Here is a 14,207-nt window from a genome sequence, read left to right as displayed (position 1 = left end):
GTGCGCCCGTCACTTCCCGATGGTACCGTCCAGCCCGCCCGCCACCAGGGCCGCCACGTCGGCCAGGATGGTGGCCGGGGCCAGCCCGCCGGGGGAGCAGAGGTAGCGGGGCTCCCAGCGCGGACGGAACTTCTCCTTGTACTGGCGCAGCCCGCGGAACCCGTAGAAGGGCTCGCCGCGTTTGAAGACGAAGGCCCCCAGCCGGTGCCAGAGCGGCGCCAGCGGCCGCCCCGTCAGGCCGGAGAGCGGCGCCATCCCCAGATTGAACCAGGAAAAGCCGGCTCCGGTCCCCCAGAGCATCAGGTGGGCGAAGAGGAAATCCATGGTCAGGGGATGGGCGTCCGGCCGGTGCCGCATCAGGTCCACGCTCAGCTCGCCGCCCGGCGCCCCGGCCCAGATGTTGGCGAAGGCGACGATCCGTCCTTCGTGGCGCACCACGGCATGGTCGAAGCGGCTCAGATAGTCCGGGTCGAACCAGCCGACGGAGAATCCCTTCTCCCGCACCTTTCGCCCGGCCAGCCAGCCGTCCGACACGGTGCGCAGCTCGTCCAGGATCGCCGGCACCTCGTCGCGTCCGACCAGGGCGAAGCTCAGCCCGTCGCGCCCGCCCTTGCGCACGGCATAGCGCAGATCGCGCCGCTCCGGCCCCTCCAGGTCGAAGCCGGCCAGCGGCACGCGCGCCTCCTCCCCGATCTTCACGGGCAGCAGCCCGGCGTCCAGGTAGAGCGGCAGGGATTCGGGACGGACCTGGTAGAAGGCGGCCTGTCCGCCGTGGCGGTGGACCATCTGGCGGAACGACCAGACGAGATCGGGCCAGGTCTCTACCGGGCCGACCGGGTCGCCCATGGCGATCCAGCTCCGCCCCCGCACCCCGTACATCAGGAAGCCGGTGCCGGCCTCGTTGAACAGGACGGCCTTGTCGCCCAGCAGCACGAGATTGCCCTCGGTGCGGGGCGAGGCCGGCAGCAGGGCCGCGGCGCGCTCCACCGTCGTCGCATCGGGACGCGGCGTCGTCCGCGGGGCGGGCCGCAGCAGGGTGTGCAGGGACAGGCCCAGCAGCGCCACGCCCGTCGCCACCAGGGCGCGCATGCTGCGCGGCGCGTCGGCCGTGGTGGCGACCTGCCACCACAGCGCATCGCGGTACTCGACATGCTCGAAGGCGAACAGGGTCAGCACCACGGCCCCCGCCACCAGCCCGGCGCTGCCCAGCACCCAGCCGGGGGTCAGCCGCACCTCGGTCAGGGAGCCGCGGCGGTAGAACTCCTCCCGCGCTGCCCACAGGATCGCGGCGCAGCCGGCCAGGATCACCGCCTCCTCCCAGTCCAGGCCCTTCAGCAGGTTCAGCACGACGCCGGCCCCCAGGAGCCCCATGGTGAGGGTCCAGGCGCTGTCCAGCCGCTGGTAGAGCCCCCGTCCGATCAGGACCAGACCCAGCCCGACGACGCTGTTCAGGATGTGCGACACCTCCACCACGGGCAGGGAGACCAGCGCCGCCGCCGCATGCACGCGGCCCGGCACCGCCGGCAGCGCGCCTGAGACCAGCAGCACGATCCCGGCCGTCACGGCCACCGCGGCAGCGGCCGCCGGCAGCGCCCCCCGTCCCAGCCGCAGCGCGTCCGCAGCCCGGCGGTGCAGATCCGCGAGCGGCAGGCGGCCGCGCAGGGCGCGGCCCTCATGCCCGGCCAGCAGCGCCACCGCCGCCAGCAGCGGCAGCAGGTAATAGACGGCGCGGTAGACCAGCAGTGCGGCCCCCATGCGCTCCGCCGGTACGGCGTCGGCCAGGGCCAGCATCATGATGCCGTCGAACACGCCGATGCCGCCGGGCAGATGGCTCAGCAGCCCCAGCACGATGGCGGCGCAGTAGACACCGGCGAAGGCGGCGAAGCCGACAGGCGCGTCGGCCGGCAGCAGCACATAGAGCGCCCCCGCGGAAAAGGCGATGTCGGCCGTGGAGATGACGAGCTGCATCAGCAGCAGCTTCGCCCCCGGCAGCGTGATCTCGCGGCCGAGCAGCACCAGCGGCCGGCGCCGCAGGGCGGCTGCCAGCAGCAGAAGCGGAACCGTCAGCGCGACGGTCACGGCCAGGGACCGGACAGCCCCCGGCGGCAGGTGCAGCACCGATGCCGCGCGCTCCGGCGCCAGCCACAGCCCGACGCTGCCGACGAGGCTGATCCCGACCATGAAGGCGGTGCTGAGGAAGAACACCGCCTTGGCCACCTGCATGCCCGACAGCCCGGCGGAGGTGTAGAGACGATAGCGGATGGCGCCGCCGCTGAAGGCGGTGAAGCTCAGCGTGTTGCTGAAGGCGAATCCGACGAAGCTGCCCATCGCGGCGCGCGCCAGCGGCAGCCGCGCCCCGATCCAGCGCAGCGCGGACAGGTCGTAGCCGACCAGGGCGGTGTAGCTGGCGAGCGTGAACAGGACGCAGCCGGCCAGGGCCGCGGCCGGCAGGGTCGCCACCTCCCGGCCCAGAGCGGCGAGGTCGAACTCCGCGCGCAGCCGGCCCGCGGCAACGACCGCCAGAGAGGCCACCAGGACGGCGACGGCCCAGGGCAGCAGGCGGCGGAGCAGGGAGAGGAAGGGGAGGGGGCCCGCGCCCCTGTCAACGGGGGCGGCGGGGAGCGTGGTATCAGCACTGTGCGGCATGGCGGGGAAGCCTTCCGGCGACCGGGAAGGGCACCCTGCGACCGCCCGCGCGACGCCGGTCTGTCCGCCACATGAATTTCCTGACAGGTCCGGCCGCGCGGCCGCCGCCGGACCCGCCGGGCGGTTCCGTTACCCCGCCGCCCGGTCGCCGGTGTCCGCCGACAGCTCCGTGACGAAGGCACGGACGCGGCTGCGCACCTGGTCGGAGCGGCCGGCCAGATCGGACGCGGCCCCGTTCACCCGGCCGGCGACGCTGCCCGTGTCGCTGGCCGTGGCGTGGAGCTGGTGGACCTCGACCCGGATCGTCTCCGTGCCGCTGGCGGCCCCCTGGATGCTGCGGGTGATCTCGTTGGTGACGGCTGACTGTTCCTCGACCGCGGCGGCGATGGCGCCGGTCATGGCACTGATGTCACCGATCAGGCCGACGATCCGCTCGATGGCGGCGGCGGCGTCCACCGTGGCGCCCTGCACCCCTTCCACCTGGGCTCGGATCTCCTCCGTCGCCTTGGCGGTCTGGGTGGCCAGCGACTTGACCTCGTGCGCCACGACGGCGAAGCCCTTGCCCGCCTCCCCGGCGCGGGCGGCCTCGATCGTGGCGTTCAGCGCCAGCAGGTTGGTCTGGGCAGCGATTCCGTTGATGATGTCCACCACCTGACCGATCTCGGCCACCGTGTCGCGCAGCCGGGCCACGCGCTCCGCCGTCTCCTTCGCCTGGGTGGCGCCCTCGGTGGAGCGGGCGGCCGTCTCCCCGGCGCGGGCGCTGATCTCATGGATGGAGGCGGACAGTTCCTCCGTCGCCGCGGCCACCGTCTGCACGTTGCTGGCCGTGCGCTCGGTCGCCGTCGTCGCCTCCTCCGTCATCTGCGCGGTGCGGCCTGCGGCGGCGGCCAGCGAATCCGCGTCGGCCTTCAGCATCCCTGATTCCCGCGCCAGTTCGTCGGTGATGGCGTTCATGCCGTCCACGAAATCCTTGACCTGGGCGGTGAGCCGGGCGGCCTGCCGGTTCCGCCGCTCCTGCTCGCGGCGCTGCTCGGCCTCCAGCGCGTCGGCCCGGCGCATCGCGTCCCGGAACACCATGACGGCCCGGGCCATGCCGCCGATGGCATCGCTGCGGCCGTGGTCGGGCAGCTCGAAACCATAGTCCTTGGCCTGAAGCTTGGTCATGGCCTCGGTCACCCGGTCCACCGGCCGGATGACGCCGCGCTGCGCCACCAGCAGCGACACGGCCAGCCCGGCCAGAATGCCCACCAGCGCGACGGCGCCCATGATCCAGGTTTCCATGGCGCTGGTTTCGGCCAGCGATGTCTCCAGTTCGGCGACCCGCTTGATACCGTCCTCGATCATCGGGTCGGTCAGCTCGGAGGCGGCCCGCTCCGCCGTCCGGACCTTCGTCTTGAAGAGATCGTGCGCGCCCGCGGTGTCGCCTGACAGGGCCGCGTCGCGGACCTGGGTCAGGGCGGCGACCACGTCCCGCTGCAGGGGCGTGAACCGCGCCTCCGCCGTGGTCAGCTTCGGCTCGATGGCCACGATCTGGGCGGACATGGAGGCGAGACGCCTGTTGAAGCGCTCGGCGATGGCCTGTCGGTTCTCCGCCGGCTCGAACACCAGGTTCAGCGCATCGCGTTGCAGGGCGCGGCTGGTGCTGCGCAGTTCCGAGGCGGCGATCACCCGATTGCTCTGCGCCTTCATCTGCGTCACCGCCTCACCGATCCGGTCCAGGCTCAGGAACGCCGATCCGGCGATGATGGCGGCGACGAGCGACAGGATGGCGACCGGGGCGAGGATTTTCTGGGTCAGCGTCATGGGCGGGATCCTGGATCGGGTGGTCCGTGCTGTGGAACCGGGGAAGGCGGAGGGCATCTCTGGTGCGGCCGGTGGGCGGGCCGCGTTACGCGGGTATGGTGAAAGCAGCCTTGGCGGCCTCCGGCATGAGTAGCCCACTATTGCGGAACGAACATTAATATTCCGGCAATCCCTCCGCGAACCATCCGGAAGGAGGAATCGGGAGTCCGGTCGGTGGGCTGCCGGCCGCGGAAGGGAGATTCCTCCTTGAGTCCCTGCCGGTTGCGTGGGTTTTTTATTGACAGCGATGGGGGCCGCATGGGTCGATTCCCGGGCCGGAAGTCTGCCCCGATGTCCGCCGACAGGCCCGCCGTCCACCCGCCCCGGTTGCGTTCGGGGTTGGTCCGGGCGGGCCGGACCGGGGGCACCGGCTTTCGGTCGTGGAGCGCTGCGCAGCAGCATGCGGTCCACGGTTGCGTCACCAGAGCCTGTCCAAGAGGGCCTGACGCACTCAGGCATTCACACCCTCAGAACAACGGCCACCGGGAGGCCCCGATGAAAGTGCCCATGCGTATCGGACTGGTAATCACCCTGCTGTTCGCGGCGGTCGGCGCCCATGCGGCCGACTTCGGCACCGCGGACGAGGCCAAGGCGATGCTGGAGCGTGCCGTCACGGCGATCCAGCAGGACAAGGACAAGGCGCTCCGCCAGTTCGCCGCAGGCGAGGGCGGGTTCAAGGACCGCGACCTCTATCCCTTCTGCGGCGGGCCGGACGGCATGTTCACGGCCCACCCGACCCTTACCGGCAAGAGCCTGCGCGACCTGAAGGACAAGACCGGCAAGGCGCTGGGGGAAGAGATCTATGCTACGGCTACCGAGGGCAAGATCTCCGAAGTCAGCTACATGTGGCCGCGCCCGGGTGAGACGGAGCCGGTGCAGAAGATCACCTACGTGACCAAGGCCGACGATCAGGTCTGCGCCGTCGGATACTACAAGTGAGCCAGGACCGGACGGGGTGGACACTCCACCCCGTCCGGGCACCATCGTCCGGTGGGCCCCGGTTCAGGCCGCCGTGCGGTTGCCGCGCTGGCGCTCGACCAGGGCGTCGATGAAGGCCTGTCCGTCCGCGTCGCCGGCCAGCGAGAAGGTGTAGGCGATGGTCCCGGCCTCGACCCGCGCGATGCGCGCCGCGACACGCCGCTGGCCGAAGCCGATGGTGACGCCCAGCCCCGGCTGTGCGCCGGGCAGCACGTCGGGCGTCGCCAGCCCGCCGATGGAGAGGTACAGCGTCTTCGTGGACACCGTCCGCTCGCCGCACGCGATGCCGATCTCCAGGGCGCAGGGCACCCGTTCGTAGTTGCGCTGGTCGCCGGCCCCTTCCATCTGCTGCATGAAGCTCTCGACCTCGTGGCGCAGGCTCTCGGCCTGCCGTGCCAGGTCGCCGGTCGCGCTCAGGACCTGTTCGGAAGCCGTGCCGGTTTCCCGGGCGGCCCGCGACACGTCACCGATCAGGGCGGTGACCTGGGCGGTCGATCCGCTGGCGTTCTGGACGTTGCGCACGATCTCCTGGGTCGTCGCCGACTGCTCGTCGATGGCGGCGGCGATGGAGGAGGAGATCTGGTCCATGCGGCCGATGATCCCCGAGATGTGGGTCAGGGAGCCGGAGGCCTGTCCCGTCGCGGCCTGCACGGCCTGGATCTTGGCCGTGATCTCCTCCGTCGCCCGGGCGGTCTGGTTGGCCAGGGTCTTGACCTCGCCGGCGACGACCGCGAAGCCCTTGCCGGCCTCGCCGGCGCGGGCGGCCTCGATCGTCGCGTTCAGTGCCAGCAGGTTGGTGCGGGCGGCGATCTCGGTGATCAGCTTCAGCACGTCGCCGATCTGGGCCGCGGCATCCACCAGCCCGCGCATGATGGTGTCGGTACGCCCGGTCTCGTCCACCGCCTCGTTCGCCACGCGGCGGGCCTCCTCGACCTGCCGGCCGATCTCCTGGATCGACGACAGCATCTCCTCCGTCGCGGCGGCGACGGTGGTCAGATTCTCGGCGCTCTGGGCGGCATTGCTCGTCACGTCGCTGGCCTGATCACGGGTCCGGCCCGCCGTGTCCGACATGCTGCGGGCGGTGCCCTGCATGTCGGTGGCAGCGCCCGACAGTCCCTGGAGCACGCCGGAGACGGCGGCGTTCAGGTCGGCCGTATGCTGCTCCAGGGCGGCCCGGCGGCGTTCGCGGATGGCGCGCTCGGTCGCCGCCGCGCTCTCCAGCCGCCGCGCCTCGCGGGCATTGCGGCGGAAGACCTCCAGGGCCCGGGCGATCTCGCCCATCTCGTCCTTGCGGTCGGAATCGACGATCTGCACGTCGAGGTCGCCCTCGGCGAGCCGGCGCACGGCCGCGGTCGTCCGGTCCAGCGGCTGCCGGATGGAGCGGATCAGGATATAGCCGGCACAGCCGGCGATCAGCAGGATCAGCGCCGTCAGCAGGCCGGCCGCCTTGGCATCGGCGATGAACCGGGCCTGCACGTCATCGACATAGAGGCCGGTGCCGACCACCCAGCCCCAGGGCTCGAACGGGGTGACGAAGGAGATCTTGGCCGCAGGCTCGCTCTGGCCCGGCTTCGGCCAGAGATAGTCCACGAAGCCGGATTTTCCGCCCTCGGTCGCCGCCAGCATGTTCATGAACAGCAGCTTGCCTTCGGCGTCCTTCGTGCCGGACAGGTCGGTGCCGATCATCTCGGGCTTGATCGGGTGCATGACCATCTGCGGCTGACGGTCGTTGACCCAGACGTAATCGCCGTCGCCGTAGCGCATGGCGCCCAGCGCCGCCAGAGCGGCGGCCTTCGCCTCCGCCTCTGTGGCCTCGCCCCGCTTGGCGGCGGCATGGAAGCTGGCGACGATGCTGCGGGCGGACTCCGCCATGGAGCGGACCAGATCCTTGCGACTGTCGAAGGCCGAGCGGCGCGAGGCCAGGAGGTCCGCCGTCGTCATGCCCGCCAGCGCCACGACCAGCACGGCGATCAGGAGAACGAGGCGCTGGCCGACGGTGACGCGAGAAAGATACTTGTCCATGCTGATCCCTTGATTACGGCGCTGACGGCTCGGCGGAAACCGCGTGCTATCTAGTATGAGCGTGCCCCGACCAGAAGATGTTTCTATTTGGTATAGGTATATGGTTAAAAAACTTGATAAGTTCGGCTATGAAACCTCGCCACGCTGACCGCGGACGGGGCACACGCAGCACAATCACTTGGAACGGGTTGGCCCCGGCATGAACTATCCGCCGTGACGGGGTCTTCAACCTGACCGAAAGCGGGGTGCGGTCGGCACGGGGCGGGGGCCGCTCCGGGCCGGTCCCGGAACGCGAAAGGCCCGGCCTCCTTGCGGAGACCGGGCCTTGCAGGCTGGTATTGTGCGGCGGGCGGGGGACCCTCGGTCCTGCGGTGCCCCGGCTGGTGTCAGGGGGTGGGGCGCGGGGTCCAGGCCTGCGGCGTCACCATCAGGGCCGGGTCGAAGCTGCCGGCGATGGCCTTCCAGTCCACATACTTGAAGTTGGTGGCCTCCGGTTCGCCGGACAGGCCGTTCAGGTCATCGTTGTAGCCGTCCTGCACGACCATCAGCCCGTTGGGGAACCCCGGCAGGGCGTAGCTGACGATCTCTGCACCGTCGCACTCCTGCACGCCGTCCACGCCGCCGCCGGCGACGATACGGAAGGACCCCAGGTAGCGGTTGTCCCCGCCGCGCTCGAACACGGCGAAGGTGTCGTCCAGACCCTCCGGGTCCGGCGCCTTTTCGTCGCCGTGGGCATCGCCCTGGCTGGAGGCTACCAGATAGCCGGTGCCCTCCGGCCCGTAATAGAGCGCCAACCCCTCGACGTCCCGCGCCACCCGGCTGGCGCGGTTGTCGAACGGGGAGCGGGTCGAACCGCGGGTCTCATGGAACGGGGCGGCGTCGGCCGTGCCCGTCGTCAGGTTCACGCGCCAGAGCCCGACATCCTCCTGCCCGGCGAACAGGATGCCGCGCTCCTGATCGACGACCAGTCCCTCGAACTGCGGCTGCCAGTCCCGGGCCGGGTCGTGGTCGTCCTCGGCGGTCAGGGACTGACCACGGTGGCTGTAGGGGAAGTCCCAGTGGCGCAGACGGACATGGCCCACCGTGCCGTCGGGGTTGACGACCAGCCGGTGCTCGACCAGCCGGGCCTCCTTGCGCTGGGCGACGATGACCCGGTGCCCGTCCGGCCCCTTCCAGGTGGTCAGGCCATAGGCGCTGCGCTGGTCGGCGGCGGGATTGGCGATCTCGCCGCTGCCGTCGGGGGCGCGCCGGGTCGGGAACACCCGCGGCTGCTCCGGGTCGGTGACGTCGGCCAGCGGCGTCGCCGCCGAGTTCGGATCAATGCGCCAGACCATGATCCGGTCGCGGCCGCGGTCGCTGGCCACGGCCACGTCCATGACGCCGCCCCCGGGCAGCGCCAGACCATAGGCCACATCCACGTTGTTGTAGCGGCCGGGCAGCCCGTCGGCGCCCGCCCTGGCCGCCTCGACGCGCTGTACCAGCCGGCCCTGCAGATCGTAGACCCGCAGCCCCGCATCCTTCACGGCCGTGATGATCAGGCTGCGGGCCGGGTCGGTCGGGTGCAGCCAGACGGCGGGGTCGTCCGCATCCGCCTCGTCGGGCGTGTCCGGCAGCCCGGGCGCGGTTTCCAGGGACGGCTGCACGGTGGCGACCGGCGCCACCGGGGCGGCGCAGGCGACCCCGGCCAGAAGCAGCAGGGCCAGGACGGGGGCGGCGGGGAAGGGCAGGCGCGTCATTGTCGGTTCCGGTCCTCTCTGGCGGGACATCTCAGAAGGCGGCGCGCAGGGTGACCTGGAACAGCGCACCGGATTCCTCCCGCTCCTTCTCGGCCTCGTCCACATCGCCGGTGCGGCGGGCTTCCAGCATCTCCGCGACGGAGTCGCCGTCGAAGAAGCGGAAATCCTCCTTCTTCTTGCGGTTCAGCAGGTTGGTGCCGGTCAGCCGGAGCACGAAGCGCTCTGCGAACCGCTTCTCGATGAAGGCTTCCAGTTCCTGGCCGTAGCGCAGGTCGATCGTCTCGTCCAGAGAGGACTCCTCGGCGCCGCTGCGGCCGGAGAGCGAGGCACCGAAGCTCACGTCCCAGGACGGCAGCGTCTGAATGAAGCCCACATTGTAGACGTGGCGGGGCTGGTTGTTGAAGCGGCGGTCCTCGCCCGTGAAGGGGTCGGTGATGCTGCTGTCCAGCCAGGTGTAGTTGGCGAACACGCCCGTGTCCGGCAGGCCCGCGAAATCCAGCGGCAGCGACAGGTCCGCCTCCACCCCCCAGGTTTCACCGTCACCGATGTTGCGCGCCTGATAGACGCTGCCGCCGGCCTCCGCCTCCTCGCCGGTATTGACCAGTTCGATGACATCGGTGACATCGCGGTAGAAGACGTTGACGCCGAAGATGCCGCGGCGGCCGATCTGGCGCTCGTAGCCGACGTCGATGCCCCAGGCCATCTCGTTCGCCAGCGACGGATTGCCGATCAGCTCGTCATCGTCCGCCGGTTCCTCCTCCTGGCGGTAGGGCGCCAGCAGGTCGTAGTCGGGCCGGCGGACGGTGCGGGCGACCGACAGCAGGAAGTGGTCGGATGCCGTCGGGTTGTAGCGCAGATGCGCCGACGGGTTCAGGTTCTTCGAATCGTGCGAGCCGTCCTCGCCGTCGCTGTCCACCTCACGGTCGGTCATCTCGTAGCGGGCACCCAGGTCCAGCATGACGCGGTCGGTCAGATCCAGCGACAGGCGGGCATAGGGGTCGATGCGCGTCTCCTTGATCGTGTAGATGGCCCCCGGCGGGGTCTCCTCCTCGACGTCGCCGCCGTCGATCTCGAAGGTGCGTTCGGCGTTGTCCCGCTTCTTGTGCAGCAGGTCGACGCCCAGCTTGGTGCGGAAGCCCTCCGGACCGAAACGGTAGCTGACGGTGCCGGTGACCTCGTCATCGTCGGTGTCCAGGGTCTCCCGCTCGACCAGCCCGGCCTCCGCGACGGTGTCGCCTTCGTCGGTCTCGGCCGTCGTATCCTCGCGGAAACCCGACCAGCCGGCTGCCAGCCCCAGGTCCCCCGCACCCAGCGGCAGGGTGGCCTCGGCCCCCAGGGCATAGGTGCGCTGGCCGATGCGCTCGCGCTGGATCTCCACCTCGTCCAGTTCCAGCGCCGCCGGGCTGTCGCCTTCATAGGTCAGGGAGGTTTCGTCCTCGTCGCGGTCGGTGTCCACGACCAGACCGAACAGCCGCAGCGAGCCACCGCCCAGCGTCGTCGTCAGCTCGCCGTTGGCGGAGATATCGACGCCGTCACGGGTGTCGGACTGCAGCTCGCGGCCGGTGAACTCCTCGAAGTCGCCGTCGTAGAAGTCCGTGACCTTCTCCTTCGGATTGCGCCGCCCCTGGTAGTTCAGCGCCACCCAGTAGGAGGTGTCGCCGCTGCGCAGGGTATCGGCATAGGCCACGGCGGCCGACGGGCGGATCTTGCCGTCATCGTTGATCAGCCCGCCGATCTTGGCGAAGCCGCCCGCGAATCTGGCGCTGTCCTTGGTGATGACGTTCAGCGTGCCGGCCACGCCCTCGCTGGGCTGATCGGCGCGCGGGGCGCGGACGATCTCCACCCGCTCCACCAGTTCGGCCGGAATGCGGTCCACGAAGAAGCTGCGGTCGGCCTCACCGCCCGGTGCGGTGCGGCCGTTGATGAGAACCTGGGTGTATCCCGCCGGCAGGCCGCGCATCTGCACGGCGTCGTACTCCAGCACGTCCGAGGTGAAGGTGACGCCCGGCACCCGCTTCAGCATCTCGCCGACCGAGACCGGCTCGAAACGCTGGAAGTACTCCAGGTCGTAGGCCAGCACGGGGTTGGGATCGCTGGTCCGGTTCCGGAAGGCGATCGTCCCCGTGATGATGATCTCCTCGATCTCCTGGCGGACAGCCGCCTTGCCGGCTGCCGTCCCGGCCGTACCACCGGCCGTACCGCCCTGCGGCGCTGGGGCTTCCTGGGCCAGGGCGGGGGCGGTGAGGGCGGGCAGGGACAGGGCGGAAAGCAGCAGGGCGGCCGTCAGCCGCGGGCGGTGCCAGGACGTCATGGTCGTAAGCCTGTCTGGGAGGGCCGTCCGCGGCGGCCGGCGGGGGCGGATCGAGGAATACCGGGGCCGGGGAGAAGACCCGCCGGGTCGGATGCGGCCCGATCTAGAGGGCGGCCATGTCGGCCGCGTGTAACCCGCGTGAAGGTTCGGTGACGGGCGCCCCCGCCGTCCGCGGCGTGGTGACGCCCGGTCCGCACAGCGGCGGCCGCCAGGGTGGCTCTCACCGTATCCGGCCGTCTTCCGGCCTGTGGCACCGGAAGCGCAGTGCAAGCCCCCCTTTCGCCGCAACGCAAAAGGTTCATTGGACTGTCGGTGTCCTGACACTGAATTCGGGGAAGGGTCCGGCAACCCGACGAATGTCGTCATCACCACTTTCACGCTGGGGCCTTAACCATGTCGCGACCGGTCGTTTCCCGTGTCCTCCCGTTCCTGGGTGCCGCCCTTGTCGCTGCCGCGGTTCCCGCCGCGGCCGGTGCGCAGGAGATCGAGGAGATCATCGTCACCGCGCAGAAGCGCGCCCAGAGCGCGCAGGACGTGCCGATCGCGCTGACCGCCTATTCGGGTGAGTTCCTCGACCGTCTCGGCATCGACCAGCTCGACAAGCTGTCGGACTACGTGCCCGGCCTGCAGATCCAGTTGCAGAGCCCGAACAATCCCGGCTTCGTGATCCGCGGCATCACCTCCGACAGCGGCTCCTCGCAGCAGGAGGCGCGCGTCTCCGTGTTCGTGGACGGCGTGCCGGCCAGCCGCGCCCGCGGCGCCGTGGTGGAGATGTTCGACCTGGAGCGGGTCGAGGTGCTGAAGGGTCCCCAGGGCACCCTGTTCGGCCGCGGGGCGCAGATCGGCGCCGTCAGCATCATCACCGCCAAGCCCACCCTGGACGAGGTGGAGGTGAAGGCCGAGGGCAGCGTCGGCAACTACGGCCAGCGCCGGCTGGAGGCGGCGGTGAACCTGCCGGTCAACGACCGCGTGGCCGTGCGTCTGGCCGGCACCACCCGCGACCGCGACGGCTACATCGACAACATCGCCGGCAGCAAGGCGCTGATGGGCGTGGGCGTGCAGGCCGCCCGCGGCTCCTTCCTCCTGGTCCCGAACGACGACCTGACGATCACCGGCGTCGTCAACTACCAGGAGGACGACTACACGGGCACTGCCTTCAAGAACAAGCGCTTCGCCCCGGCCGGCGGCAGCACCAGCCCGTTCACGGCGGCGCAGCTCAACCGCGGCGACGAGCTGGGCACCGACCGCAGCCTGTTCAACGCGACCCTGACGGCCGAGTACGAGCTGAACGACAGCCTGATGCTGACCAGCATCACCGGCTACCGCGAGTTCAACGCGCTGGAGGAGTTCGACGCCGACGGCACCCAGGCCTACCTGCTGGAGTTCGCGGAGGACGCCCAGGGCAAGCAGTGGTCGCAGGAGTTCCGGCTGAACTATGAGATCGGCGACAAGCTGGAAGGCTTCGCCGGCGTCAGCTACTTCTACGAGGACGGCTTCCAGCGCGTGCCGCTGCGCACCGACGAGCGCCAGCTCGCCATCTTCAATCCGGGCGGTGCGCTGCCGTTCCCGAATCTCGGCCCGATCATCACCCCGGCCGGTACGCTGAACCCGCTGGTGGCGCTGCTCGGCCTGCCGCGCTCGGCCGGTAACCCGCTGCCCTTCCCGCTGCCCGCGCTGGCGACGGGCGAGTTCACCAACTTCGGCACCAACAAGGCCTATGAGGCCTTCGCCGACGCGACCTACCATGTCACCGAGGAATTCTCGCTGACCGGCGGCATCCGCTTCACGCATGAGGAGCAGGAGTCGGCCTTCCAGCAGTCGGTCAGCCCGACCGCCATCCTCTTGCCGGCCCTGTTCCCGAACGTGCCCCGGCGCGAGCTGTCCGAGGACTTCGACAGCGTCGTCGGCCGTCTGGTCGCCAGCTACCAGCCGACCCCCGACAGCCTGTTCTACGCCAGCGTCTCCCGCGGGCGCCGTCCCGCCGTCGTGCAGGTCGATGCGACCAACCGCGAGGTGCTGAAGAACGAGATCGTCTGGAGCTACGAGGCCGGCAGCAAGCTGAGCCTGCTGGACGACCGGCTGACGGCCGAGGCTTCGGCCTTCTGGTACGACTACTCCAACTTCCAGACGTCCGTCCGGGTCCCCAACTCGGCCCTGGTCCGGGTGGACGATGCCGGCGAGGCGCGCTCCTACGGCTTCGAGGTGGCGCTCAACGCCCAGGCGACGGAGTGGCTGACCCTGTTCGCCACCTACGGCTACATCAACGCCCGCATCGACGACGAGGACTCCAACGGCCAGCAGCAGGAGCTGGGCGGCAACACCTTCCGCCTGACGCCGAAGCACGCGGCCTCCGTCGGCGCCAACGCGGTCTATGCTGTGGCCGACAATCTAGAGGTCTTCTTCACCCCGTCCTTCACCTTCAAGTCGCGGGTCTACTTCGAGGATGCCAACACGCCGGGCATCGAGCAGGGCGCCTACGGCCTGCTGAACCTGCGTGGCGGCGTGCAGTCGGCCGATGGCGTCTGGACCCTGACGGCCTTCGTCGAGAACGCGCTGGACCGCGAGTACATCATCGACGCCGGCAACACCGGCGGCTCCTTCGGCCTGCCGACCTTCATCGCCGGCACGCCGCGCTTCTACGGCGTCGAAGTCTCCGCCCGGTTCTAAGGGAA

General features: G+C 70.3%; 7 protein-coding genes. 2 read left to right on the top strand and 5 right to left on the bottom strand.

The annotated features are described in order from the left end of the window. Nucleotides 1–9: 9 nt before the first annotated feature. Both mprF and RC1_RS01390 read right to left on the bottom strand, forming a co-directional pair. Nucleotides 10–2,646: a bifunctional lysylphosphatidylglycerol flippase/synthetase MprF gene (gene mprF, locus RC1_RS01395; RefSeq protein WP_012565538.1), complete on the bottom strand. Its 2,637-nt coding sequence runs from the start codon at nt 2,644–2,646 to the stop codon at nt 10–12. Between the two features lie 129 nt (nt 2,647–2,775). Next, complete coding sequence (locus tag RC1_RS01390; RefSeq protein ID WP_041785060.1) at nt 2,776–4,449, bottom strand: methyl-accepting chemotaxis protein; 1,674 nt, start codon at nt 4,447–4,449, stop codon at nt 2,776–2,778. A 534-nt stretch (nt 4,450–4,983) separates the two neighbouring features. Between RC1_RS01390 and RC1_RS01385 the strand changes: the two genes are divergently transcribed. Further along, nucleotides 4,984–5,427, top strand: a complete 444-nt coding sequence (locus RC1_RS01385; protein WP_012565536.1) for a cache domain-containing protein — start codon at nt 4,984–4,986, stop codon at nt 5,425–5,427. 63 nt (nt 5,428–5,490) lie between these two features. On the opposite strand, the gene RC1_RS01380 is transcribed toward RC1_RS01385, so the two are convergent. From RC1_RS01380 to RC1_RS01370, 3 genes are all read right to left on the bottom strand, one after another. Then, nucleotides 5,491–7,488: a cache domain-containing protein gene (locus tag RC1_RS01380; RefSeq protein ID WP_012565535.1), complete on the bottom strand. Its 1,998-nt coding sequence runs from the start codon at nt 7,486–7,488 to the stop codon at nt 5,491–5,493. 386 nt (nt 7,489–7,874) lie between these two features. Beyond that, entirely contained in the window at nt 7,875–9,224 is a 1,350-nt protein-coding gene (locus RC1_RS01375; RefSeq protein WP_012565534.1) for a phytase, read from the bottom strand. Nucleotides 9,225–9,255: 31 nt separating this feature from the next. After that, nucleotides 9,256–11,535, bottom strand: coding sequence for a TonB-dependent receptor plug domain-containing protein (locus RC1_RS01370; RefSeq protein WP_012565533.1), 2,280 nt, complete (start codon nt 11,533–11,535; stop codon nt 9,256–9,258). Between the two features lie 393 nt (nt 11,536–11,928). Here RC1_RS01370 and RC1_RS01365 point away from each other — a divergent pair, with 393 nt between their 5' ends. After that, complete coding sequence (locus RC1_RS01365) at nt 11,929–14,202, top strand: TonB-dependent receptor (protein ID WP_012565531.1); 2,274 nt, start codon at nt 11,929–11,931, stop codon at nt 14,200–14,202. The last annotated feature ends 5 nt before the right edge of the window (nt 14,203–14,207 follow it).

It is taken from the genome of Rhodospirillum centenum SW (genome assembly GCF_000016185.1).
GTDB classification, from domain to species: Bacteria; Pseudomonadota; Alphaproteobacteria; order Azospirillales; family Azospirillaceae; genus Rhodocista; species Rhodocista centena.
This window is presented reverse-complemented; position numbering and strand designations above follow the sequence as displayed.